The sequence below is a fragment of the Streptomyces sp. NPDC012510 genome (assembly GCF_042955065.1).
In the GTDB taxonomy this organism is placed as follows: Bacteria; Actinomycetota; Actinomycetes; order Streptomycetales; family Streptomycetaceae; genus Streptomyces.
In genome coordinates this window covers 334,383-358,621 of the sequence record NZ_JBIBEN010000007.1, presented here as the reverse complement: position 1 = coordinate 358,621, position 24,239 = coordinate 334,383, and the positions used below count along the sequence as shown (strand labels likewise).

Here is a 24,239-nt window from a genome sequence, read left to right as displayed (position 1 = left end):
CACAGGAAAGGCGAGAGCCCGCCGCCCCGCCCGCCTCGGAGGGCGGGGAGGCGACGGGCCGACGCTCGGTGCGTGTGTACTACGTCCGTCGAAAGAGGATCAACGGGCGTAGTACTCGACGACGAGCTGCTCGTCGCAGATGACCGGGATTTCCTTGCGGTTCGGGTCGCGGTCCAGGCGGAAGGCCAGGGCCTTGAGGTTCACCTGGAGGTAGCGCGGGGTCTCACCGTCGGCGGCGAAGCCACCCTCGCGGGCGACCTCGAACAGCGGCTTCTGACGGCTGCGCTCACGGACCATGACGACGTCGTCCGGCTTGACGCGGAAGGACGGCTTGTCGACCTTGTGGCCGTTGACCTCGATGTGGCCGTGGACGACCATCTGGCGGGCCTGGTAGATCGTGCGGGCGATGCCCGAACGCAGGACCAGCGCGTCGAGACGGCGCTCGAGCTCGATGATCAGGGCCTCACCGGTCTTGCCCTGGACCTTGGAGGCACGCTCGTAGGCGCGGACGAGCTGGCGCTCGGACACGTCGTACTGCGCGCGCAGACGCTGCTTCTCGAGCAGACGGACCTTGTAGTCCGAGTTCTGCTTGCGGCCACGGCCGTGCTCACCCGGCGGGTAGGGGCGGGCCTCGAAGTACTTGACGGCCTTCGGGGTCAGCGCGATGCCGAGGGCACGCGACTTCTTGACCTTGGGGCGGGACTGGTTCGCCACTTCTTTTCCTTTTCCTTCAATCGGCTGCCTCAGGGTTACGGGAGGTCGCATCCGCAGCCGGGGGAATCCCGTCAGGTCCACGAGGGACTTGCCGGGCAGCCGCTCCCCTGGTCTGGGCACATACGTGCAGCACACGAACGGCCCACCGACCGGTCCCTGGACTGCGGGTGGTGGTGGGCTGCCCGCGACACCTACGACGGTGCGCGACGCTCCTGGATCAAAGATCCGGCTGGATGTCCCGCCTGAGGCGCCGACCGGAGCCGGACACGGGACGCAGCGCTATGAGGGATTCTACAGGGGGCTCAGGACTGCTTCCGACCGAGGTGCTTCCTGGTCCACTCCACCGCGTCGGCGTACCGGGCCTCGGCGCCGTGCCTCGTCGGTGCGTAGTACTCCCGCCCGTTGATCGCGTCCGGCGCGTACTGCTGGGCGGCGATCCCCTCGGGCAGGTCGTGCGGGTACACATACCCCTGGGCGTGCCCGAGTTTGGCGGCGCCCTTGTAGTGCCCGTCCCGCAGGTGCGGGGGCACGGGACCGGCCAGGCCCTTGCGCACGTCCTCCATGGCGGCGCCGATGGCCAGGGTCGCGGCGTTCGACTTCGGGGCCAGGGCGAGGGCGATGGTGGCGTGGCTGAGGGTGAGGGCGGCCTCGGGGAAGCCGATCATGGCGACGGCCTGGGCGGCGGCGACGGCTGTCGGCAGCGCGTTCGGGTCGGCCAGGCCGATGTCCTCGCTGGCGGAGATCATCAGACGGCGGGCGATGAAGCGCGGGTCCTCACCGGCTTCGATCATCCGCGCCAGGTAGTGCAGCGCGGCGTCCACATCCGATCCCCGGATGGACTTGATCAGGGCGCTGGCCACGTCGTAGTGCTGGTCGCCGTCGCGGTCGTACTTCACGGCGGCGCGGTCGACGGTCTCCTCCAGCGTCTGGAGTCCGATCTCCTGCTCCCCCTTGTCGAGAGCCGCGCCGGCCGCGGCCTCCAGGGCTGTCAGGGCTCGTCGGGCGTCGCCGCCGGCGATCCGCAGAAGGTGGGCCTCGGTGTCCTCGGGGAGGGTGGCGGCGCCCTTGAGGCCGCGCTCGTCGGTCAGCGCGCGCCGGAGGAGGCCGCGCAGGTCGTCGTCGGTGAGCGGTTCGAGGGTGAGGAGCAGGGAACGGGACAGGAGTGGGGAGATCACCGAGAAGTACGGGTTCTCCGTCGTCGCCGCGATCAGCGTGACCCAGCGGTTCTCGACGGCCGGGAGGAGGGAGTCCTGCTGGGCCTTGCTGAAGCGGTGGATCTCGTCGAGGAAGAGGACGGTCTCCTTGCCGAAGCCGCCGGTGGCACGGCGGGCGCCCTCGATGACCGCGCGGACCTCCTTGACGCCGGCGGTGATCGCCGAGAGCTCCACGAAACGCTTGTCGGTGGCCTTGGAGACGACGTACGCCAGGGTCGTCTTGCCCGTGCCGGGTGGCCCCCAGAGGATCACCGAGGAGGGGCCGGCCGGTCCGCCGGACTCGCCGACCAGTCTGCGCAGGGGCGAGCCGGGCTTGAGCAGGTGCTGCTGGCCCACGACCTCGTCGAGGGTGCGCGGGCGCATCCGTACGGCCAGAGGGCTGGCGGCCGGGTCCTTCTCCTGGCGTTCTTCGGCGGCGGCGGTGAACAGATCGGGCTCCACCCTGAAAACCCTATGTCACCGCACTGACAATCCGGTCGGCCCGGTGGCGGGCCGCCGGGTCGTCAGCTCGTCCAGAAGTCCCACCAGCGGGTCAGGATCAGCATGCCGATGACGCCGATGTGCATGACGGGCAGCACCCAGGTGAACTCGCCGAAGAAGCCCTTCAGCCAGTCGGGGGCGGGCAGGAAGCCGTTGCGGATGTTGAAGGACGTCACGTACCAGAACATCAGGATCGTGGCGACCCAGGCCAGGCAGCACCACAGGCAGAGCGAGTTGATGTTGTACAGCGACTGGTACTGCAGCCAGGTCACGAAGCCGACGCCGAAGAGGGTGCCCGCGTTGAAGGTGAGCCAGTACCAGCGGGGGTACGTCGCCCGGGCCAGCAGGCTCATGCCGACGCAGATCACCATGCCGTACGCGACGAGGCCGAGCATCGGGTTGGGGAACCCGAAGACGGAGGCCTGGTCGCTCTTCATGATGTTGCCGCAGGAGACGACCGGGTTGAGGCTGCACCCCGGCGTGAAGTTCGGGTCTTCGAGCAGCTTGAACTTGTCGAGCGTAATGACCCAGGAGGCGAGCAGCCCGGCCGCACCGGTGATCAGCAGCAGGATCGCGAAGGCCCGGCTTCCGCCCACCGTGCGCGGGGCCGCGGTGTGTTCCCGGTCGGTGGTCGAGACGTCCCTGACTGTCGTCTTGCTCATCACGTCGATTCCGTCGATTCCATAGCGTCGGAGGGCCGCTGGGGCACGGTCATTGTGCCGTACACCCTCGCGCGCGCACCGTTCACTGGACGTAAAAGTCGCCCCCGCCACCCGTAAAGGGCGACGGGGGCGACAACAGTTCGAACTCAGCCCAGCCGGGCTTCCAGCTCGGCCACGATCTCGTTCACACCGATGGCGGCCTGTTCGCCGGACTCCATGTCCTTGAGCTGGACGACTCCTTCGGCGAGGTCGCGCTCGCCGGCGACGATCGCGTACCGCGCGCCGCTGCGGTTGGCGTTCTTCATCGCGCCCTTCAGGCCCTTCCCGCCGTACGAGAAGTCGGCCGCGATGCCCACCTTGCGCAGCTCGGTGACCTTGGCGAAGAGCAGGCGGCGGGCCTCCTCGCCGAGCGGGACGGCGAACACGCTGGTGGTGGCGGGGAGTTCGAGCTCGACGCCCTCCGCCTCCAGGGCCAGCACCGTGCGGTCGACGCCGAGGGCCCAGCCGACCGACGGCAGCGCGGGGCCGCCGATCATCTCGGAGAGGCCGTCGTAGCGACCGCCGCCGCCCACCGCGGACTGGGAGCCGAGGCCGCCGTGGACGAACTCGAAGGTCGTGCGGGTGTAGTAGTCCAGGCCGCGCACCAGCTTCGGGTCGTCCTCGTAGGAGACTCCCGCCGCCTTGATCAGCGCGCGCACCTCCTCGTGGTACGCCTTGCAGGCGTCGCAGAGGTAGTCGCGCAGCAGCGGGGCGTCCCCGAGCTGCTTCTGGACCGACTCGCGCTTGTCGTCGAGGACCCGCAGCGGGTTGATCTCCGCGCGGCGCAGTGTGTCCTCGTCCAGATCCAGGCCGCGCAGGAACTCCTGCAGGGCGGCGCGGTAGACGGGACGGCACTCCTTGTCGCCCAGGCTGTTGAGCAGGATGCGGAAGTTCCGGAGGCCCAGCGAGCGGTACGCCTGGTCGGCCAGGATGATCAACTCGGCGTCCAGGGCCGGGTCCTCGGCCCCGATGGCCTCGGCGCCCACCTGGGAGAAGTGGCGGTAGCGGCCCGCCTGCGGTGCCTCGTAGCGGTAGTACGAGCCCGAGTACCAGAGCTTGACGGGGAGGTTGCCCTGCCGGTGCAGGCTCGCCTCCAGCGTCGCGCGCAGCACGGACGCGGTGCCCTCGGGGCGCAGGGCCAGCCTGTCGCCGCCCTTCGTCTCGAAGGCGTACATCTCCTTCGTCACGATGTCGGTCGACTCACCGACACCACGTGCGAACAGCTCGACGTTCTCGAAGCCGGGCGTCTCGACATAGCCGTATCCGGAGTTGCGCAGCGGGACGGCGATGGCCTCGCGGACCGCGAGGAACGTCGCGGAACGGGGCGGCAGCAGGTCGTACGTGCCCTTGGGGGCCTGAAAGGTGCTCACGGAAGGTCTCTCGTCACATTCCTCGTCGGGGAGGGGTCGTGGGACCCGCTCCCTGGCCGCCGGCCGCCACCTGCCGCAGATACGGGTTGGTGGCGCGCTCCTGGCCGATGGTCGTCTGGGGGCCGTGGCCGGACAGCACCACGGTCGAGTCGTCGAGCGGCAGGCACACGCGGGCCAGCGAGTCGAGCATCTCGGCCATGTCACCGCCGGGCAGGTCGGTCCGTCCGATGGAGCCGGCGAAGAGCAGATCCCCGGAGAAGAACACGGAGGGGATCTCCGTGGTCTCGGGCATCCGGAAGGTCACCGACCCCTTGGTATGGCCGGGCGCGTGCGCGACGGACAGCTCCAGACCGGCCAGCTCCAGCTTCGCGCCGTCGGTCAGCTCCTTGACGTCGTCGGGCTCCCCGATGGTCAGCTCGCCCAGCAGCGGCATGCCGATGGAACGGCCGAGCGCCTTCTCGGGGTCGCTCATCATGTACCGGTCGTCCGGGTGGATCCAGGCCGGTACGTCGTGAGCGCCGCAGACGGGGACGACCGAGGCCACATGGTCGAGGTGGCCGTGGGTGAGGACGACGGCGACGGGCTTGAGCCGATGCTTCCGCAGCGTCTCCTCGACTCCCTGGGTGGCCTCGTGGCCCGGGTCGATGATCACGCACTCCTCACCGGCGGCGGGGGCGACCAGATAACAGTTGGTCCCCCAGGCCCCGGCGGGGAACCCGGCAATGAGCACGATCGTCCTTCTTGTGGCGTACGGGGGTGGGTTGCTGTGGATCAGAGCCTACCGGCGCTGCCGTTTCCTCAGCGAACCCATATACGGTACGGGTCACACACAATCAGTGGACTCACGAGACGCGCGACGCACCCGTCGACGTACGAGACGCATGAGGAGAGAACCCCGTGGTCAGCCAGGAGCAGCGGCGGCGTCAGCTCGCCCGGGAGAAGTTCTTGCGGCAGCAGCAGCGGCGTACGTCCGCCCGGCGCAAGGCACGAGTCCGCAACGCCGTGATCGCCTCGGTGCTCGGCGTGATCCTGGTGGGCAGTGTGGCGCTGTACACGACCGACGTCCTCAAGGGGGACGACAAGAAGGAGAACGCGAGCGCGGAGGTGTCTCCCAGCGCCCCGCCCAGCAAGGCGCCGGACCCGTGCGAGAAGGCGGCCGAGGGCAAGGTCGAGAAGCTCAGCTTCAAGAAGGAGCCCGCGCTCACCATCGACAAGACCGCGTCGTACACGATGGATCTGCAGACGACCTGCGGTTCCATCCCCATAACGATGGACGCGGCGAAGGCCCCGCACACCGTCAACTCCTTCAACTTCCTGGTGAACAAGGGGTACTTGGACCACACCAAGTGCCACCGTCTCACCACCCAGGGCATCTACGTGCTGCAGTGCGGTGACCCGCAGGGCACCGGCATGGGCGGTCCCGGCTACACGATCCCGGACGAGAACCTGAAGGACCCGCGGCTCAAGGGCGATGTGTACCCGGCGGGCACGGTCGCGATGGCGAACCAGTTCGACGCGCAGACCGGCCAGGGCAAGAACAGCGGTGGCAGCCAGTTCTTCCTGGTCTTCCAGGACAGCCAGCTTCCAGCCAACTACACACCGTTCGGCACGATCTCCAAGGACGGCATGAAGGTCCTGAAGAAGATCGCCGACGCGGGCGAGAACACGGGAATGGGTGACGGGGCGCCCAACGCGACCGTGGTGATCAACAAGGCGACTGTCAAGAAGTCCTGATCGTCGGCGGTGAAATTTCGGTCGCGCGGGATGCGGACAGGCAACCCGCCGGTCGCCTATGTTGGCCGTGACGAAACTGTGGACGATGCCCGGGGGAGCTTCAGGCCCCCCGCAGGCATCATGTGGAGGAGGCGCTGTGAGCAGCGACCCGTGGGGCCGCGTCGACGAGACGGGGACCGTGTACGTGCGTACGGCCGACGGCGAGCAGGTCGTCGGTTCCTGGCAGGCCGGCTCTCCTGAGGAGGCGCTGGCCTACTTCGAGCGCAAGTACGAAGGCCTGGTTGTCGAGATCGGCCTCCTCGAGAAGCGCGTGAAGACCACCGATCTGTCGGCGAAGGACGCACAGGCAGCGATCGACCACATTCGCGAGCAGGTGGACGCGCATCACGCGGTCGGTGATCTGGACGCGCTCAAGGTGCGGCTGGACAAGCTGGTGGAGACCGTCGAGGCCCGCCGTGAGGAGCGCAAGCAGCAGCGGGCCAAGCAGTCCGACGAAGCCCGGCACGCCAAGGAGGCGCTGGTCACCGAGGCTGAGGAGCTGGCCCAGTCCGATCAGTGGCGGTCCGCCGGTGAGCGGCTGCGGGCGCTGGTGGACACCTGGAAGGGGCTGCCGCGGCTGGACCGCAAGTCCGACGACGAGCTCTGGCACCGCTTCTCGCACGCCCGCTCGGCGTTCTCCAAGCGTCGCAAGGCCCACTTCGCGCAGCTCGACGCGCAGCGCGAGGACGCCCGCAAGACCAAGGAGAAGCTGGTCGCGGAGGCCGAGGCGCTGTCGAACTCGACGGACTGGGGTCCCACGGCGGCGCGCTACCGCGAGCTGATGGCGGACTGGAAGGCGGCGGGCCGCGCCCAGCGCGAGCACGAGGACGACCTGTGGAACCGCTTCCGCGGCGCCCAGGACGTGTTCTTCGCCGCCCGCAGCTCGGTCTTCGCCGAGCGTGACGCTGAGCAGGCCGAGAACCTCAAGCTCAAGGAGGAACTGGCCGAGGAGGCGGAGAAGATTCTGCCGGTCACGGACCTGAAGGCGGCCCGTGCCGCCTTCCGCTCGGTCAACGAGCGCTGGGAGGCCATCGGCCATGTGCCGCGCGACGCCCGCCCGAAGGTCGAGGGCCGGATGCACGCGGTCGAGCGCGCCATCCAGGAGGCCGAGGAGGCCGAGTGGCGCCGCACCAACCCGGAGGCCCGTGCCCGCGCGGCCGGTCTGACGGGCCAGCTCCAGGCCGCGGTGGACAAGCTGCACGGCCAGATCGAGGCCGCGCGCGCCCAGGGCAACAACGCCAAGGCCGACAAGCTCCAGCGCGAGCTCGACGGTCGCCAGGCCCTGCTCGACCAGGCGCTGAAGGGTCTGCAGGAGTTCGGCGGCTGACGCTTCCCGCGCACGACTGAAAGGGGCTCCCCATGGGAGCCCCTTTTGTCTGTGCCGTGCCTACGGCCTCCTTTTGTCGGCGCCGCGCTTACGGCCTCCGCGCCGACGTCACCCGGTACACGTCGTAGACGCCCTCTACTCCCCTGACCGCCTTCAGGACGTGGCCCAGGTGCTTGGGGTCACCCATCTCGAAGGTGAAACGGGAGGTGGCGACACGGTCTCGGGACGTCTGGACGGCCGCCGACAGGATGTTGACGTGCTGGTCGGACAGGACGCGGGTGACGTCCGACAGCAGACGGCTGCGGTCCAGGGCCTCGACCTGTATGGCGACGAGGAAGACCGAGGACTGGGTGGGCGCCCATTCGACCTCGAGGATGCGCTCGGGCTCGCGGGAGAGCGACTCGACGTTGACGCAGTCGTTGCGGTGAACCGATACGCCGCTGCCCCGGGTGACGAAGCCGATGATGGGGTCACCGGGGACGGGCGTACAGCAGCGGGCCAGCTTGACCCACACGTCCTCGACGCCCTTGACCACGACACCGGGGTCGTTGCTGCCGCGCCGCTTGCGGCTGCGGCTGCTGGTCGGCGGTACGGCCTCGTCGATCTCCTCGGTGGCCGCCTCCTCGCCGCCGAGGGCCTGGACCAGTTTCTGCACCACGCTCTGCGCGGAGACATGGCTCTCGCCTATGGCGGCGTACAGCGCGGAGATGTCGGGGTAGCGCATCTCGTGCGCGAGGGTGACGAGCGAGTCGCCGGTGAGGATGCGCTGGATCGGCAGGTTCTGCTTGCGCATCGCCCGGACGATGGCGTCCTTGCCCTGTTCGATGGCCTCGTCACGCCGCTCCTTGGAGAACCAGGCGCGGATCTTGTTACGGGCGCGCGGGGACTTCACGAAGCCGAGCCAGTCGCGGGAGGGGCCCGCGCCGGCCGCCTTGGAGGTGAAGACCTCCACCAGGTCGCCGTTGTCGAGGGTGGATTCGAGCGGGACCAGGCGTCCGTTGACCCGGGCGCCTATGGTGCGGTGGCCGACCTCGGTGTGCACCGCGTACGCGAAGTCGACGGGGGTCGCGCTGGCCGGCAGCGCTATCACGTCGCCCTTCGGGGTGAAGACGAAGACCTCGTTGCGGGACAGGTCGAAGCGCAGGGACTCCAGGAACTCCCCGGGGTCCTCGGTCTCCTTCTGCCAGTCCAGCAGCTGGCGCAGCCAGGCCATGTCGTTGAGGTGGTCGTCCTTGCCGGTGCTCCTCGGCGCGTCCGTACGCACCTTCGAGGCGCCGGCGACGGCCTCCTGCTTGTACTTCCAGTGCGCGGCGATGCCGTACTCGGCGCGGCGGTGCATGTCGAACGTACGGATCTGGAGTTCGACGGGCTTGCCGTTGGGTCCGATGACCGTGGTGTGCAGCGACTGGTACATGTTGAACTTGGGCATCGCGATGTAGTCCTTGAACCGCCCCGGAACGGGGTTCCAGCGGGCGTGGACGGTGCCCAGGGCCGCGTAGCAGTCGCGGACGGTGTCCACCAGGACGCGGATGCCGACCAGGTCGTAGATCTCCGCGAAGTCACGGCCGCGGACGATCATCTTCTGGTAGACGCTGTAGTAGTGCTTCGGGCGGCCGGTGACGGTGGCCTTGATGCGGGCGGCCCGCAGGTCCTGCTGGACCTCGTCGGTCACTATGGCCAGGTACTCGTCGCGCTTGGGGGCACGCTCGGCGACGAGCCGGACGATCTCGTCGTACATCTTGGGGTAGAGGATCGCGAAGGCGAGGTCCTCCAGCTCCCACTTGATGGTGTTCATGCCCAGGCGGTGGGCGAGCGGCGCGTAGATCTCCAGGGTCTCGCGCGCCTTCTTCTCCTGCTTCTCGCGCTTGAGGTAGCGCATGGTGCGCATGTTGTGCAGCCGGTCGGCGAGCTTGATGACCAGGACGCGGGGGTCCTTGGCCATGGCGACGACCATCTTGCGCACCGTCTCGGCCTGCGCGGCCTCGCCGAACTTGACCTTGTCCAGCTTGGTGACGCCGTCGACGAGGAGCGCGACGGAGTCCCCGAAGTCGCGGCGGAGCTGGTCGAGGCCGTACTCGGTGTCCTCGACGGTGTCGTGCAGCAGACCCGCCATCAGGGTGGCCGGATCCATGCCCAGCTCGGCGAGGATGGTGGTCACCGCGAGGGGGTGCGTGATGTACGGGTCGCCGCTCTTGCGCTTCTGGCCCCGGTGCCAGCGCTCGGCGACCTGGTAGGCCTTCTCGATCTGACGGAGCGTCGACGTCTCGATCTTGGGGTCGTTGCCGCGCACGATCCGCAGCAACGGCTCCAGGACCGGGTTGTAGGGGTTGGAGCGCTGCACGCCGAGGCGTGCGAGCCGGGCGCGCACGCGGTTGGAGGATCCGGAGCGCGCCGGCTGTCCCGTGGGGGCGGGGCGGGGCGGTGGCGCCGGAGTGGGCGCGGGCGCGGGGCGCTCGGGCGGGGAGGACTTGGGGCGCGACGGTCCGGCGGCCTTGTCTGCGGGCCCGGACTGGGCGTGTTCGACCGGGCCCTGCGAGGACGTCGCGGTGTTCGCGGGGTTCGCCGGCGCCGCGTGCTGCGCGGGCTTGGCCGCGGGGCCCGAGGCGGTCTCGGGCTTGGCGGCGGTCAGGTGCTGGGCCTCGTCTGGCAAGAGGGCTCCTCGTGCGCGATCCGGGTCCCCCGGTCAGGCTCCGGAGCACCCATGGTAGCGATCCCGGGCCTCAGGATCCCCTTCAGGCCACTGTGAGGGCCGTCTACCCGTGAAACACCAGGGGCGCGCGGCGGATTCCTCGGGCCGCCTCGGGGTGTTCGGTGGCCGGTTCAGGGCGGGCCGTGTGGGGTTGCTCGCGCAGTTCCCCGCGCCCCCTTGGGGCACGGTCCGGCGGGAGGGCGCGCTGTACGGGGCGCGCAACGCGGCGGGCGCTCCGGGGAGATTCCCGGGGCGCCCGCCGCGTGGTTGTGTGCCGTGCGTCAGACGGTGATCAGGGCCTCCAGCGGGGCCCCCGCCAACGCGGTCTCCAGGCGTTGCCTGCCCGGCAGGAACGACAGCTCCATCAGGACCGCGACGCCGGCGACCTGGGCGCCCGCGCGGCGGATCAGCTGAAGGGAGGCCTCGGCGGTGCCGCCGGTGGCGAGAACGTCGTCGATGACCATGACGCGGTCGCCCGCGGCCAGGTCCTCGGCGTGCACCTCGATCTCGGCGGAGCCGTACTCCAGGTCGTACGCCTGGCTGAGCGTGGCTCCGGGGAGCTTGCCCGCCTTGCGTACGGGGATGAAGCCGACGCCCGCCCGGACGGCGGCCGGGGCACCCAGGATGAAGCCCCGGGCCTCCAGGCCGACGATCTTCGTGGCACCGTGCCGTACGGTCAGCTCCGCCAGCGCGTCCGTCAGCGCGGTGAACGCCGCCGGGTCGGCCAGCAGCGGGGTGATGTCCTTGAACATCACCCCCGGCTCCGGATGGTCCGCGACGTCACGGATGCGGCTGAGCAGCAGCTCCTTGATGTCGGTCACCGCCGCTTCCCGCCCTTGCCCCGGCTGCGGCTCGCGGACTGGGCTCGCGGGCCGACCACCGCCGGGGTGGCGTCCGCGGGCTCGTCGTCGTACGGTCCGTCGGCGGCCGGCTCCACATCGTGGTCGGCCTGGGCCCGCTTGGCGAGGACGCGCTTCTTGAGGGCCTTGAGCTGCGGCTCGCGCTCCTTGAGGTCGGCGACGAGCGGCGTGGCGATGAAGATCGAGGAGTACGCACCGGCCGCGAGGCCGACGAACAGCGACAGCGAGATGTCGTTCAGCATGCCCGCGCCGAGGACACCGCCGCCGATGAAGAGAAGGCCGGCGACGGGGAGGAGCGCCACCACCGTGGTGTTGATCGACCGCACCAGGGTGCTGTTGATCGAGCGGTTGGCGATCTCCGCGTACGTCCAGCGGTTCTGCTTGGTGATGTCCTTCGTCTGCTCCTTGAGGCTGTCGAAGACGACGACCGTGTCGTAGAGCGAATAACCGAGGATCGTCAGCAGACCGATCACCGTGCCGGGTGTCACCTCGAAGCCGACGAGGGCGTAGATGCCGATGGTGATGGTGATGTCGTGGATCAGGGCGACGAACGCGGCGATGGCCATGCGCCATTCGAAGGCGATCGCCAGATAGATCACCACGAGGACCATGAAGATCCCGAGGCCCTGCCATGCCTTGTTGGCGATCTGGTCACCCCAGCTGGGACCGACCAGATCGGCGTTGATCCTCTCCGGGTCCATCTTGAGGTCGCCTGCGAGCGTTTTCTTGATCTCGTCGGACTTGCTGGTGTCCACACCGGAGATCTGGATGCGCAGGGTGTCGTTGCCGAGTTTCTGGACGATCGCCTGGTGACCGGAGGCCTCTGTGGCGTACTCCTCCGCCTGGGCGACCGAGACACTCGTCTTCGGCGTCGTGAAAACGGCGCCACCCTGGAACTCGATACCCATGTTCAGGCCACGGACCGCGAGGCCGACGATGGCCGTGATGGTGATCAGGATGGAGAGGCCGTACCAGAGCTTGCGGTTGCGGACGAAGTCATAACCGACCTCGCCGCGGTGGAGTCGGGCTCCGAGGTCGCCGAGCTTCGACATCTCAGGCCTCCTTCGGGTCGGCGGGGACGGCGGGACGGCGGGTGCGGCGCAGCGGCGGCTGGGCACCCAGTCGCTTCGGGTCGAGACCCGACCAGCTGTGGCCGTTGCCGAAGAACTTGGTGCGGGCCAGCAGGGTCAGCAGCGGCTTGGTGAAGAAGAAGACGACCACGACGTCGAGCACGGTCGTCAGGCCCAGCGTGAACGCGAAGCCCTGCACCTTGCCGACGGTGACGACGAACAGCACCGCGGCGGCGAGGAAGGACACGAAGTCGGAGACCAGGATGGTGCGCCGCGCGCGCGGCCAGGCCCGCTCGACCGCGGGGCGCAGTGTGCGACCCTCGCGAATCTCGTCCCGCACGCGTTCGAAGTACACGATGAACGAATCCGCCGTGATGCCGATCGCGACGATCGCACCACAGACCGCCGGGAGGTTCAGCGCGAAGTTGATGGTCGGGCCGAGCAGCGCCATGATCAGGTAGGTCAGGGCCGCCGAGACCAGCAGCGAGGCGATGGCGATCAGCGACAGGCCGCGGTAGTAGACGATCAGGTAGATCACGACCAGCGCGAGGCCGATCGCACCGGCGATCAGACCGGCCTGCAGCTGCTCACCGCCGAGCGCGGGGCTGACGGTGGTGACGCTGGACTCCTTGAAGGTCAGCGGGAGCGCGCCGTAGGAGAGCATGTTGGCGAGGTTCTGGGCCTCCTCCTGCGTGAAGCTGCCGGAGATCTCGGCCTTGCCGCCGGTGACCGCCGCCTGCACGAAGGGGTGGGAGACGACCTCGTCGTCGAGGACGATCGCGAACTCGTTCTGCGGAGAGGGCTGGGTCGCGAGCTGACCGGTGATCTTGGCGAACTTGTCGGCGCCCTTGGAGTCGAAGTCCATGACGACCTGCCAGCCGGAGCCGTTCTGCGTGTCGAGCAGCGCCTGGGCCTTGTCGACCTCGGTGCCGTCGACGCCGACCGGGCCGAGGACGAACTTGCTCCAGCCGCCGTTGTCCTGACCACAGGCCACGACGGTGTCGGTGGTCTTGCCCTTGCCGGCCTCGGCGCGCTGCTTCGGGTCGTTGCAGTCGAGGGCGGCGAACTTGGCCTGGACCGCCTGGGTCGCCTCGTCCACGCCGGGGCTCGCGGGCGGGGAGGCGCTGCCGGAGGCCTTGGCGGACGCGGAGCCGCTGCCCGACGGCGTGGGGTCGGCCTTCAGCGCGTCGGTGAGCGCACGGCCCTGCGACGTGGCCGAGGACGAGGGGCTGGACGACGCGCCGGCGGAGTCACCGGCCCCGGGCTCGGTGGCCTCGTCCTTGCCGTCGGAGCTCGACGGGCTCGGCGAGCCACTGCCACTGGGGCTGGCGCTGGTGCTGGTGCTCGGCGAGGCGGTGGGGTTCTCCGCCGCACCGGAGCCGACCTGGCTCTGGAGGACGGGACGGAAGTACAGCTTCGCGGTGGTGCCGACCTGGTCCCGGGCTTCCTCGGAATCCGTGCCCTTGGGGATGTTGACAATGATGTTGTCACGGCCCTGGGTCTGGACCTCCGCCTCGGACACGCCCAGACCATTGACACGGCGGTTCATGATCTCGACCGCGGTGTCCATGTTGGTCTGGTTGATCGCGTCGGGCTGGCCAGGCTCGTTGATTGCGGTCAGCGTGATGCTCGTACCACCGGCAAGGTCGATGCCGAGACGCGGAGTGGTGTGTCCGGAGGCAAACATTCCCCCGGTGAGCGCCACGATGGCGATCAGGATGAGGGCCAGCGCGCGCCCAGGCTTGCTCTGGGTGCTCGCGCTCCGGCCCTTCTTCGGTGCTGCCACCTTCTCGTACTCCCTCTCGGGCCGCCGTGCGCGGGGTCAGCGCGGGGCGGCCATGACTTGTGTCGGGGAATCCGGCGAAAACGGCACGTTCCCGGGGCGCGGGCGGTTCTCGCTCGCACTCCCGGGACGTGACTACTTCGCGTCGGACTCGCCGTCGGTCTTCTTCGGCTCTGCTTCGTCGGCCTTGGCCTCGTCGGCCTTCGCCTCGGCGGTCTTGTCGGCCGCGTCGTCGGACGCGTCCTTCTTGCCGAGGTCGATGGGCTTGTCGTCGGAAGCGGCGGAAGCGTCGTCGGAGGGCTCGTCGGTCTCGGTGAGGGAGGAGGCGTCGTCCGGGACGACGTCGGACTTCAGGTCGTGCTCGATGCCGTGGACGATGCGGTTGTACTCCTCGTCGCTGAGGACGGCACCGATGGAGTTCTTGGCGAACAGCAGCTCGACGCCCGGCCCGGCGTCGAGGAGGACCGTGTCCTCGCTGACCTCCTTGACGGTCGCGTACATGCCCCCGATCGTGCGGACGCCGGAACCGGGCTGCATCTGGTTCCGCATGTCGACGGCCTGCTGCTGCTTCTTCTTGGCCGATCGGGTCATCAGGATCATGGCCCCGATGAGCACGATGAACGGGAGGAGGGTCACGAGACTCACGGGTCGGAACTTCCTTCACACGACCGCGATGGCGAGCGGCCTGATGGTTGGGGGTATGTGTGTCGCCGACAAGGGCGGCATCGGCGGAGTCTAAGCGAGTCCACCGTGATGGAACAACGCACAGCATGTCACCGGGGTTCCATGCCGGGCGAGTACCGCGCCGTCACGAGAAGGTCACGCCCCGAACAGGTCCTGTTGTCCGTTTCCGCCGGTCGTGCCGCGTGGCGGGGTGAGGCCGAGGTGGGCCCACGCGGCGGGGGTCGCCACCCGGCCGCGGGGGGTCCGGGCGAGCAGTCCCTCGCGGACGAGGAAAGGCTCGGCGACCTCCTCGACGGTCTCACGCTCCTCCCCCACCGCGACGGCGAGCGTGGACAGGCCGACCGGTCCGCCGCCGAAGAGCTTGAGCAGGGCTTCGAGGACGCCCCGGTCGAGGCGGTCGAGGCCGCGGGCGTCCACCTCGTAGACGGCGAGGGCGGCCGACGCGATGTCGCGTGTGATGACGCCGTCCGCCTTGACCTGCGCGTAGTCCCGTACGCGGCGCAGCAGACGGTTGGCGATACGGGGTGTCCCGCGTGAGCGGCCCGCGATCTCGGCGGCGCCGTCCGTGTCGATCTCCACGTCGAGGAGGTTGGCCGAGCGGTGGATGACGCGCTCCAGTTCGCCGGGCTCGTAGAACTCCATGTGCGCGGTGAAGCCGAAGCGGTCACGCAGTGGCGGTGGCAGCAGTCCGGCGCGCGTGGTGGCGCCGACCAGGGTGAAGGGCGGCAGTTCGAGGGGGATCGCGGTGGCGCCGGGGCCCTTGCCGACGATCACGTCGACCCGGAAGTCCTCCATTGCCATGTACAGCATCTCCTCGGCGGGCCGGGACATGCGGTGGATCTCGTCGAGGAAGAGGACCTCGCCCTCCTGGAGGGAGGAGAGAATCGCGGCGAGGTCGCCGGCGTGCTGGATGGCGGGGCCGGAGGTGATGCGGATGGGGGCTCCCATCTCGGCCGCGATGATCATCGAGAGGGTGGTCTTGCCGAGGCCCGGGGCGCCGGAGAGCAGGACGTGGTCGGCGGTGGCACCGCGCGCGCGTGCCGCCCGCAGGACGAGGTCGAGTTGCTCGCGGACCTTCTCCTGGCCGATGAACTCGTCCAGGTCCTTGGGGCGCAGGGCGGCCTCGACGGCCTGGTCCTCACGGTCGGCGACGGACCCCACCAGACGGTCGGGGGCGGTGTCGTCGGTCGTGTCGTCCCAGTTCATTGCGTGTGCCTCGCGGTCGCGGTCGGATGGGCTGAGCTTCAACAGGTGGGCCGGTGGGCTCCGTTGAGGATATTCAGCGGGCTCTGTTGAGGGTCTGGAGGGCGGCCTTCAGCAACTGGCCCACCTGGGGCGTGCCTTGGGTGGCCTCGGCCTGGGGGGTCACAGCCGACACGGCCTCGTCGGCCTCGCGGGTGGCGTACCCGAGGCCGATCAGGGCGGCGTGCAACTGGTCGCGCCAGCCCTGGGTGACCGGGGCGCCGATCGCGGGGGCGCCGACGGGCTCGCCCAGGCGGTCCTTCAGCTCGAGCAGCAGCTTCTGGGCGCCCTTCTTGCCGATGCCGGGGACGGCGATCAGTGCCTTCTCGTCGCCGGTGGCGACCGCTCGGCGCAGGGCGTCGGGCGTGTGCACGGCGAGCATCGCCTGCGCCAGGCGCGGGCCCACGCCGCTCGCGGTCTGCAGCAGTTCGAAGACCTGGCGTTCGTCGTCGTCCACGAAGCCGTAGAGGGTCAGCGAGTCCTCACGGACGACGAGGGAGGTGGCGAGCTTGGTCTGCTGTCCCATGCGCAGCCCGGAGAGCGTGTTCGGTGTGCACTGGAGCGCGATGCCGATCCCGCCCACCTCCACGACCGCGGAGTCGGGGGCGAGGGCGGCGACCGGGCCGCTGACGAAGGCGATCATGTCGTACGGCCTTTCGATGCATGCAGAGCCATCGCCTGCTGCAGGCGGTTCTGGGCGGGGGCCCGCCAGATGTGGCAGATGGCGAGGGCGAGGGCGTCGGCGGCATCCGCCGGTTTCGGAGGTGCGTCGAGCCGGAGGAGACGGGTGACCATGGCGCCGACCTGGGCTTTGTCAGCACGGCCGCTGCCGGTGACCGCGGCCTTGACCTCGCTGGGGGTGTGCAGGGCGACGGGGATGCCACGGCGGGCGGCACAGAGCATGGCGACGGCGCTGGCCTGGGCGGTGCCCATGACCGTCCGTACGTTGTGCTGGCTGAACACCCGCTCCACCGTGACGAATTCGGGGCGGTGCTCGTCGAGCCACTGCTCTATTCCGTGCTCGATCGCGACGAGGCGGTGTCCCAACTCGGCGTCGGCGGGCGTCCGTACGACTCCGACGCCGAGCATGGTGAGCGGCCGGCCCGCAACTCCCTCGACCACGCCGACACCACACCGTGTCAGTCCGGGGTCCACCCCGAGTACGCGCACCGCGCCCCCTCCCACTCGATCGCCTGTTTGTGCAGGCTATCTGCTGCCACCGACAACGGCGGCGGGCCGGTGGGTGTGTCCCACCGGCCCGCCGGATCCACTCGGTTCGCGGCAGCGCTACGCGTCGACCTTGGCCATCACTTCGTCGCTCACGTCGAAGTTGGCGAAGACGTTCTGGACGTCGTCGCTGTCCTCCAGGGCGTCGATCAGCTTGAAGATCTTCTTGGCGCCCTCCTCGTCCAGCTCGACCTGCATGGTGGGGACGAAGTTGGCCTCGGCGGAGTCGTAGTCGATGCCGGCCTCCTGGAGGGAGGTGCGGACCGCGACCAGGTCGGTGGCCTCGCTGAGCACCTCGAAGGACTCGCCCAGGTCGTTGACCTCCTCGGCACCCGCGTCGAGCACGACCTCCAGCACATCGTCCTCGGACAGCTCGCCCTTGGGGACGATCACGACGCCCTTGCGGTTGAACAGGTACGACACGGACCCCGGGTCGGCCATCGAGCCGCCGTTGCGGGTCATGGCGACGCGGACGTCCGAGGCGGCGCGGTTGCGGTTGTCGGTGAGGCACTCGATGAGCACCGCGACGCCGTTGGGGCCGTAGCCCTCGTACATGATGGTCTCGTAGTCGGCGCCACCGGCCTCGAGACCGCCACCGCGCTTGATCGCGGAGTCGATGTTCTTGTTCGGGACCGACGACTTCTTCGCCTTCTGAACGGCGTCGTACAGCGTCGGATTGCCGTCCAGGTCCACGCCGCCCATGCGCGCCGCGACCTCGATGTTCTTGATCAGCTTCGCGAAGAGCTTGCCGCGCTTGGCGTCGATCACGGCCTTCTTGTGCTTCGTCGTGGCCCATTTAGAGTGGCCGGACATCTGCCTGTCTCCTTCGCGTAACCCATCTCTGTACGAACGGCAGAGATCCTACAAGGACTCCGTTGTCCGGTTGGAGCGCACCATCTCGACGAACAGCGCGTGCAACCGGTGGTCGCCGGTCAGCTCCGGGTGGAACGACGTGGCGAGGGCGTTGCCCTGGCGCACGGCGACGATGTGACCGTCGTGCTCGGCCAGCACCTCCGTCTCGGCGCCCACGGACTCGACCCAGGGTGCGCGGATGAAGACGCCCTCTACCGGATCGCCCTCGACTCCCTTCACGTCGACCGCCGCCTCGAAGGACTCGTTCTGCCGCCCGAAGGCGTTGCGGCGCACGATCATGTCGATGCCGCCGATGGTCTCCTGGCCCGAGCGCGGGTCGAGGATCTTGTCGGCGAGCATGATCAGGCCGGCGCAGGTGCCGTAGACGGGCAGGCCGTCGCGCACGCGCGCGCGTAGGGGCTCCATCACGCCGAAGAGGACCGCCAGCTTCGAGATGGTGGTGGACTCGCCGCCGGGGATGACGAGGCCGTCCACCTCGGCGAGTTCCTCGGGGCGCCGCACCGGCCTGGCCACGGCGTCGGCCGCGGCCAGGGCGACGAGGTGCTCCCGTACGTCGCCCTGGAGGGCCAGGACGCCTATGACGGGGGTGTCGCTCATGGGTGCTTACCAGCCCCGGTTCGCGTAGCGCTCGGCCTCGGGGAGGGTGTCGCAGTTGATGCCGACCATGGCCTCGCCCAGGTTGCGGGAGGCGTCCGCGATGATCTTCGGGTCGTCGTAGAAGGTGGTGGCCTTCACGATGGCGGCGGCGCGCTTGGCCGGGTCGCCGGACTTGAAGATGCCCGAGCCGACGAAGACGCCCTCGGCACCGAGCTGGCGCATCAGCGCGGCGTCGGCCGGGGTGGCGACGCCACCGGCGGAGAAGAGGACGACCGGCAGCTTGCCCAGCTCGGAGACCTCCTTGACCAGCTCGTACGGGGCGCGCAGTTCCTTGGCGGCGGCGTACAGCTCGTTGTTGTCGAAGCCGCGCAGCTTGGCGATCTCGTTCTTGATCTGGCGCAGGTGGCGGACGGCCTCGACGACGTTGCCGGTGCCGGCCTCGCCCTTGGAGCGGATCATGGCCGCGCCCTCGGCGATACGGCGCAGGGCCTCGCCCAGGTTGGTGGCGCCGCAGACGAAGGGGGTCGTGAAGGCCCACTTGTCGGAGTGGTTGACCTCGTCGGCCGGGGTGAGGACCTCGGACTCGTCGATGTAGTCGACGCCGAGCGACTGCAGGACCTGGGCCTCGACGAAGTGGCCGATGCGGGACTTGGCCATGACCGGGATCGAGACGGCCTCGATGATGCCCTCGATCATGTCGGGGTCGGACATCCGGGCCACGCCGCCGTCCTTGCGGATGTCGGCGGGGACCCGCTCCAGGGCCATGACCGCGACGGCGCCCGCGTCCTCGGCGATCTTCGCCTGCTCGGGGGTGACAACGTCCATGATCACACCGCCCTTGAGCTGCTCGGCCATGCCGCGCTTCACGCGGGCGGTGCCGGTCTCGGGGGTCTGGGCGGCGGAGTTCGAGAGCGTGCTGGACACGGGTTTGACCTCGCTCGGGGGAAGGGGGTTTGTGCAATCACTGAGAAAACGCGAGGGGAGCAGGCCACGGCAAGGGCCAATGGGGAGGCGGTGGATCGTTTTTCCTCGCCCCCACCGCCCCTTACCCGTCCCGTCCTCAGGGGCTGCCGCCCCTTCGACCCCGCTCGTGGGAGAGGTCGGAGGTAAGCGTGTACGGCGAGTGCGGGTGGGTGGTGGTTGTTCGCGCAGTTCCCCGCCCCCCTGAAAGCCAAGGCACGGGGCGGAGGCCCTGCCTTTGCAGGGGGGCGGTGAACTGCGCGACCAGCCCGCACCTACGCGCAGCCGAAGAAGGCACCCATGGGGTCGAAGGGGCGCAGCCCCTGGGGACGGGACGGGACGAGACAGGACGGGACGGGTAAGGGCGGCGGGGGCGAGAAGAACCTGGGTCAGGCGGTCGCTCGGTCCGCCAGGGCGGCCGGGGGCTCGTCGTCCATCTCGAAGGCCATCGGGAAGGGGGCGTGGCCGGCCAGACGGAACCAGCGGACCTTGCGGTGGCGGCGCAGGGCACGGGCAGCACGTACCGCGTCATTGTGGAAGCGCCGCGCCATCGGCACCCGCCGAACGGCCTGCGCCAGTTCGTTCGCCGCGTCCTCACCCCCCGGCGCCGCCCGCACCATCTCCACCTGCTGCGCGTCCGCGAACACCGCCCGCAGCGCCTGGCTCAGCTCGCTCTCGGCGACCTCGCGCTGTTCCTCCTCGGCCTGCCGGGCCGCGTGCGCCGCCTCGTAGAGGACGATCGAGGCGGCCGGGTCCAGGACCCCGGAGGTGGCCAGCTCCTGGGCGACCGAGGCGCGGCGCAGCAACTGCGCGTCGAGCGCGGCGCGGGCGGCGTCGATGCGCGCGTGCAGCCGGTCGAGACGTCCCGCCGTCCAGCTCAGGTAGAGGCCGATCGCGAAGAGGACGACCGCGATCCAGATGAGTGTGGAAGTCACGGGCGGAAAGGCTACCCGTGCCGACCGCGCCGCCCCGCAGCGACCGAACCACGCCTGCCCCTGGGCGCCGCACCCCGAGCCCGGACCCGCACCCCGAAGAACACCCTGTGAAGCACCGGCCCACGAGCCGAGCGCCACCACGGACAGGCCCCGCACGAACGCGACGACGGACAGGCCCCGCACGAACGCGACGACGGACAGGCCCCGCACGAAGATGGGGGCGCCCACTGACGATCCCGGGGCAGCCGGTCCCGATCCTGGGGCAGCCGGTCCGGATGGCCTTGAAGCTGCCGCTCCCGGCGGACCTTTGGGCAACCAGTGCTGACGATCTCAGGCAACTCGTCCGCGACCACCCGCCTGGATCCCCGCTCAGCCGGTCCCACGCGGCCCCTCGGGCAACAAGTCCTGACGCCCCTAACAAGTCCTGACGCCCTTCAGGCAGCCGTCCGCGACCACCCGCGCGCCCGGCCCTCGGCCGGCCGGCACGCGACCGCCACCGGATGCCCTCGGGCAGTAGGCCCGCCGGCACACGGGCCTCGGCGGCTCGTCCGCCGAGCCCCGGCCACGGTGTTCCCGTCAGTCCCGCGCCAGCCCCAACCGCGCCCGCAACCCGGCCCGTTCGTCCGCCGCCACCGAGGCCGCGCCCTCCGTGACCGTCTCGTAGACGCCGAGGATGTCGGCGCCCACGGTCGACCAGTCGAAGCGGCGGACATGCGTGCTGCCCCGCTCGCGCAGCTCGGCACGCCGGTCGGGGTCGCCGAGGAGGCGTACGGCGGCCGCCGCGAGGGCGTCCGCGTCCTCGTTGGCGAACAGTTCGCCCGCCGTGCCCTGGTCGAGGACCTGGGCGAAGGCGTCGAGATCGGAGGCGAGGACGGGGGCGCCCGCGGACATGGCCTCGACGAGGATGATGCCGAAGCTCTCGCCCCCGGTGTTGGGGGCGACGTAGACGTCGACGCTGCGCAGGAAGCGGGCCTTGTCCTCGTCGCTGACCATGCCGAGGAACTCGACGCGGGAGCGCAGCTCCTTGGGCAGGGTCTCGACGGCCTCCTCCTCGTCCCCGCGCCCGGCGACCAGCAGACGGGTCCGGGGCCGCTCGGAGAGGATCTTCGGCAGGGCCTTCATCAGCACCGGCAGGCCCTTGCGGGGCTCGTCGATACGGCCGATGAAGCCGAGTGTGTCGCCCTGCCAGTCGGGGTTGGGCTTGGCGCGGGCGAAGAAGTCGACGTCCACGCCGTTCGGGATGACGACGGCGTCGCCGCCCAGGTGTTCGACGAGAGTGCGACGGGCGTACTCGCTCACCGCGATCCGCGCGCTGATCTTCTCCAGCGCGGGCTGCAGGATCGGGTACGCGGCGATCATGGCCCGGGAGCGCGGGTTGGAGGTGTGGAAGGTGGCGACGATCGGGCCCTGCGCCGCCCAGCAGGCCAGCAGGCCGAGCGACGGGGAGGCCGGCTCATGGATGTGGATCACGTCGAACGTGCCCTCGTGCAGCCAGCGCCGTACCCGGGCCGCCGAGAGGAAGCCGAAGTTCAGGCGGGCCACCGACCCGTTGTACGGCACCGGGACCGCCCGGCCGGCGGAGACGACGTACGGCGGCAGGGGTGTGTCGTCGTCGGCGGGGGCGAGCACCGAGACCTCGTGGCCGAGGCGGATGAGGTGGTCGGCCAGGTCGCGGATGTGGAACTGGACTCCCCCGGGCACGTCCCAGGAGTAGGGGCAGACGATCCCGATCTTCACGGGCGTCCCTTCTCGGACCCTGACGCGGAGCCGGCCTGGGGCTCCCTCCCGGAATCGGCCACGGGGCGCACGATGTCCGGGGACTCCTGGCCCGTGGGCCGGGGGCCGTCGGGGCTCTTCGCGGGATCGACGTCCGTGGGCCGGGGGCCGGCGGGACCCTTCGCGGGATCGAGGTCCGCGAGCCACAAGCGCTGGAGCATGTGCCAGTCCTCCGGGTGGTCGGCGATGCAGGTGGCGAAGGCGTCTGCCAGCGCCTGTGTCATCACAGACGTCTTCTCGGCACGGGTACCTGTCCCGGGTACCTCGATCGGGGGATGCAGGCGTCCTCGCATGACGGGCGAGTCGTCGTACCAGAGCGTCGCCGGCAGCAGCAGTGCGCCGGTGTGCTGGGCGAGGAGGGCGGGGCCCGCGGGCATGCGGGTCGGCTCGCCGAAGAAGTCGACCTCGACGCCGGACGCGGACAGGTCGCGGTCGGCGACCAGGCAGACCAGGCCGCCGTCGCGCAGCCGCCGCGCGAGGGTGCCGAAGGCGGAGCCGCCGCTGTGCGGCAGGACCTCCATGCCGAGGCCCTCGCGGAAGGCGACGAAGCGGTCGTAGAGCGTCTCGGGCTTGAGGCGTTCGGCGACCGTGGTGAAAGGGGTCTTGAGTTCGGTGGTGACCCAGGCACCGGCGAGGTCCCAGTTGGCCAGGTGCGGGAGCGCGAGTACGACGCCCCGGCCGGCGGCGAGGCCGTCGGTGAGGTGGTGCAGGTCCTCGGGGGCGAAACCGGTCCTGATGCGCTCCTCGCTCCAGGCGGGGAGGCGGAAGGACTCCATCCAGTACCGCAGGTACGAGCGCATGCCCGCCCGGGACAGTTCGGCGAGGCGCTCGGGGCCGGCGTCGGGGACCACGCGCGCGTAGTTGGCCTCCAGGCGGCGAACGAGAGGGCCGCGCCGCTTCCAGGTGACGTCGGCGATGGTCCGGCCGAGGCGTACGGCGACGGGCTCGGGGAGCTTCTTGACGGTGCCCCAGCCGAGGCCGTACAGCCCGTCGGTCGCACGCTCCCGCAGAGCGCTCACGGCGTGGCCTCACTGTTCCGGGAGGTGTCCGGCGTCTCCTGGGCCGCCGCCGCGGTGGCCTCCGCCTCCGCCTCGGCGGACTCGCGACGGACGGTGACGACGCGCTGGATCAGCGTGACGAGGCTGCCGACGGCGACAATCCACAGGGCGATGGGCAGCAGGACGTCGATCCCGGGCACACCGAACGCGTGCAGACCCGACAGACCGGCCGCCACCAGTGAGATCACCAGACGCTCGGCACGCTCGACCAGGCCGTTGACCGCCACCGGCAGACCGATCGACTCGCCGCGCGCCTTCGTGTACGACACCACCTGTCCGCTCGCCAGGCAGAAGATCGAGACGGCGCACAGCACGTTGTCGTTGCCGCCGCCCGCGTACCACAGGGCGAAGCCGCCGAAGATCGCGCCGTCGGCCACGCGGTCGAGCGTGGAGTCGAGGAAGGCGCCCCAACGGCTGGAACGGCCCATCTGGCGGGCCATGTTGCCGTCGACGAGGTCCGAGAACACGAAGAGCGTGATGACGACCGTGCCCCAGAAGAACTCGCCCCGGGGGTAGAAGACCAGTGCGCCCGCGATGACTCCGGCGGTACCGAGGAGCGTGACCGTGTCGGGGCTGACGCCCCTGCGGATCAGAAACGCGGCGAACGGTGTGAGGACACGCGTGAAGAATGCACGCGCGTACTTGTTCAGCATGGCCTTCCCGAGGGTCGGTGTCGCCGCGTGGCCCCTGCTGGCCATCCGGCTGGCCCATCGTAGCCACGCGTGCGCGTGTGCGACCGTCGGGCACCGGCCCGCCGTGTCCTGTCCGGAGGGCGCCGGTCTCGCGGCCGGATCGGGGAGTCTGCCGTACCGGCGCCCACCAGGGCGGCGAGGAGCGGTCCCGTCCCCCGTATGGACGAGTGGTGAGGCGAGTGCGAAGCTCGAAGACACCGCGGGCGTCATCGGA

General features: G+C 70.0%; 22 protein-coding genes. 2 read left to right on the top strand and 20 right to left on the bottom strand.

Features of this window, described 5'->3' with window-relative positions:
• Positions 1–99 precede the first annotated feature (99 nt).
• The 5 genes from rpsD to ACFY9I_RS16450 form a co-directional block, all read right to left on the bottom strand.
• Positions 100–714, bottom strand: coding sequence for a 30S ribosomal protein S4 (gene rpsD / locus ACFY9I_RS16470; RefSeq protein WP_033532580.1), 615 nt, complete (start codon positions 712–714; stop codon positions 100–102).
• Positions 715–1,016: 302 nt separating this feature from the next.
• Positions 1,017–2,369, bottom strand: a complete 1,353-nt coding sequence (locus tag ACFY9I_RS16465) for an AAA family ATPase (protein WP_391002062.1) — start codon at positions 2,367–2,369, stop codon at positions 1,017–1,019.
• 62 nt (positions 2,370–2,431) lie between these two features.
• Complete coding sequence (locus ACFY9I_RS16460) at positions 2,432–3,070, bottom strand: vitamin K epoxide reductase family protein (RefSeq protein ID WP_391002060.1); 639 nt, start codon at positions 3,068–3,070, stop codon at positions 2,432–2,434.
• A 146-nt stretch (positions 3,071–3,216) separates the two neighbouring features.
• Positions 3,217–4,479, bottom strand: coding sequence for a histidine--tRNA ligase (gene hisS / locus ACFY9I_RS16455; RefSeq protein ID WP_391002059.1), 1,263 nt, complete (start codon positions 4,477–4,479; stop codon positions 3,217–3,219).
• A gap of 13 nt (positions 4,480–4,492) precedes the next feature.
• On the bottom strand, positions 4,493–5,209 hold the full coding sequence (locus ACFY9I_RS16450) for an MBL fold metallo-hydrolase (protein WP_391002057.1): 717 nt from the start codon (positions 5,207–5,209) through the stop codon (positions 4,493–4,495).
• 167 nt (positions 5,210–5,376) lie between these two features.
• Between ACFY9I_RS16450 and ACFY9I_RS16445 the strand changes: the two genes are divergently transcribed.
• Together ACFY9I_RS16445 and ACFY9I_RS16440 are read left to right on the top strand one after the other, a co-directional pair.
• Positions 5,377–6,213, top strand: a complete 837-nt coding sequence (locus ACFY9I_RS16445; RefSeq protein ID WP_391002055.1) for a peptidylprolyl isomerase — start codon at positions 5,377–5,379, stop codon at positions 6,211–6,213.
• 136 nt (positions 6,214–6,349) lie between these two features.
• Positions 6,350–7,579 (top strand): DUF349 domain-containing protein, encoded by a 1,230-nt coding sequence (locus ACFY9I_RS16440; RefSeq protein WP_391002053.1) that lies wholly within the window; start codon positions 6,350–6,352, stop codon positions 7,577–7,579.
• An 88-nt stretch (positions 7,580–7,667) separates the two neighbouring features.
• Here the strand turns inward: ACFY9I_RS16440 and ACFY9I_RS16435 are convergent, their stop codons facing one another.
• The 15 genes from ACFY9I_RS16435 to pgsA all read right to left on the bottom strand — a co-directional run bounded on the left by ACFY9I_RS16435 (position 7,668) and on the right by pgsA (position 24,031).
• Positions 7,668–10,229, bottom strand: a complete 2,562-nt coding sequence (locus ACFY9I_RS16435) for a RelA/SpoT family protein (protein ID WP_391002051.1) — start codon at positions 10,227–10,229, stop codon at positions 7,668–7,670.
• 320 nt (positions 10,230–10,549) lie between these two features.
• Positions 10,550–11,089, bottom strand: coding sequence for an adenine phosphoribosyltransferase (locus ACFY9I_RS16430; RefSeq protein WP_391002049.1), 540 nt, complete (start codon positions 11,087–11,089; stop codon positions 10,550–10,552).
• Entirely contained in the window at positions 11,086–12,180 is a 1,095-nt protein-coding gene (gene secF, locus ACFY9I_RS16425) for a protein translocase subunit SecF (protein WP_391002047.1), read from the bottom strand. The genes ACFY9I_RS16430 and secF overlap by 4 nt, the downstream gene beginning before the upstream one ends.
• A 1-nt stretch (position 12,181) precedes the next feature.
• The gene (secD, locus tag ACFY9I_RS16420) at positions 12,182–13,984 is read right to left on the bottom strand and encodes a protein translocase subunit SecD (protein ID WP_391002045.1); all 1,803 of its coding nucleotides are present in this window, start codon (positions 13,982–13,984) and stop codon (positions 12,182–12,184) included.
• A 132-nt stretch (positions 13,985–14,116) separates the two neighbouring features.
• Complete coding sequence (gene yajC / locus ACFY9I_RS16415) at positions 14,117–14,626, bottom strand: preprotein translocase subunit YajC (RefSeq protein WP_239752461.1); 510 nt, start codon at positions 14,624–14,626, stop codon at positions 14,117–14,119.
• A 174-nt stretch (positions 14,627–14,800) separates the two neighbouring features.
• A complete protein-coding gene (gene ruvB, locus ACFY9I_RS16410; RefSeq protein ID WP_391002042.1) occupies positions 14,801–15,871 on the bottom strand; it encodes a Holliday junction branch migration DNA helicase RuvB in 1,071 nt (356 codons plus the stop codon).
• 73 nt (positions 15,872–15,944) lie between these two features.
• Positions 15,945–16,550 (bottom strand): Holliday junction branch migration protein RuvA, encoded by a 606-nt coding sequence (ruvA, locus tag ACFY9I_RS16405; RefSeq protein WP_391002040.1) that lies wholly within the window; start codon positions 16,548–16,550, stop codon positions 15,945–15,947.
• Positions 16,547–17,077 (bottom strand): crossover junction endodeoxyribonuclease RuvC, encoded by a 531-nt coding sequence (ruvC, locus tag ACFY9I_RS16400; RefSeq protein ID WP_391002038.1) that lies wholly within the window; start codon positions 17,075–17,077, stop codon positions 16,547–16,549. The genes ruvA and ruvC overlap by 4 nt, the downstream gene beginning before the upstream one ends.
• A 117-nt stretch (positions 17,078–17,194) precedes the next feature.
• Complete coding sequence (locus ACFY9I_RS16395; protein ID WP_391002036.1) at positions 17,195–17,947, bottom strand: YebC/PmpR family DNA-binding transcriptional regulator; 753 nt, start codon at positions 17,945–17,947, stop codon at positions 17,195–17,197.
• A gap of 48 nt (positions 17,948–17,995) precedes the next feature.
• Positions 17,996–18,604 carry a pyridoxal 5'-phosphate synthase glutaminase subunit PdxT gene (pdxT, locus tag ACFY9I_RS16390; RefSeq protein WP_391002034.1) on the bottom strand — a complete coding sequence of 203 codons (609 nt, stop codon included), beginning with the start codon at positions 18,602–18,604 and terminating at the stop codon, positions 17,996–17,998.
• A gap of 6 nt (positions 18,605–18,610) precedes the next feature.
• Entirely contained in the window at positions 18,611–19,528 is a 918-nt protein-coding gene (pdxS, locus tag ACFY9I_RS16385) for a pyridoxal 5'-phosphate synthase lyase subunit PdxS (RefSeq protein ID WP_033532596.1), read from the bottom strand.
• 425 nt (positions 19,529–19,953) lie between these two features.
• Positions 19,954–20,499, bottom strand: a complete 546-nt coding sequence (locus ACFY9I_RS16380) for a hypothetical protein (protein ID WP_391002032.1) — start codon at positions 20,497–20,499, stop codon at positions 19,954–19,956.
• A 576-nt stretch (positions 20,500–21,075) separates the two neighbouring features.
• Positions 21,076–22,236, bottom strand: coding sequence for a glycosyltransferase (locus tag ACFY9I_RS16375; RefSeq protein WP_391002030.1), 1,161 nt, complete (start codon positions 22,234–22,236; stop codon positions 21,076–21,078).
• Positions 22,233–23,294: a phosphatidylinositol mannoside acyltransferase gene (locus tag ACFY9I_RS16370; protein WP_391002028.1), complete on the bottom strand. Its 1,062-nt coding sequence runs from the start codon at positions 23,292–23,294 to the stop codon at positions 22,233–22,235. The genes ACFY9I_RS16375 and ACFY9I_RS16370 overlap by 4 nt, the downstream gene beginning before the upstream one ends.
• Positions 23,291–24,031, bottom strand: a complete 741-nt coding sequence (gene pgsA, locus ACFY9I_RS16365; protein ID WP_391002026.1) for a phosphatidylinositol phosphate synthase — start codon at positions 24,029–24,031, stop codon at positions 23,291–23,293. Before pgsA ends, ACFY9I_RS16370 begins: the two co-directional genes overlap by 4 nt.
• Positions 24,032–24,239: the final 208 nt, after the last annotated feature.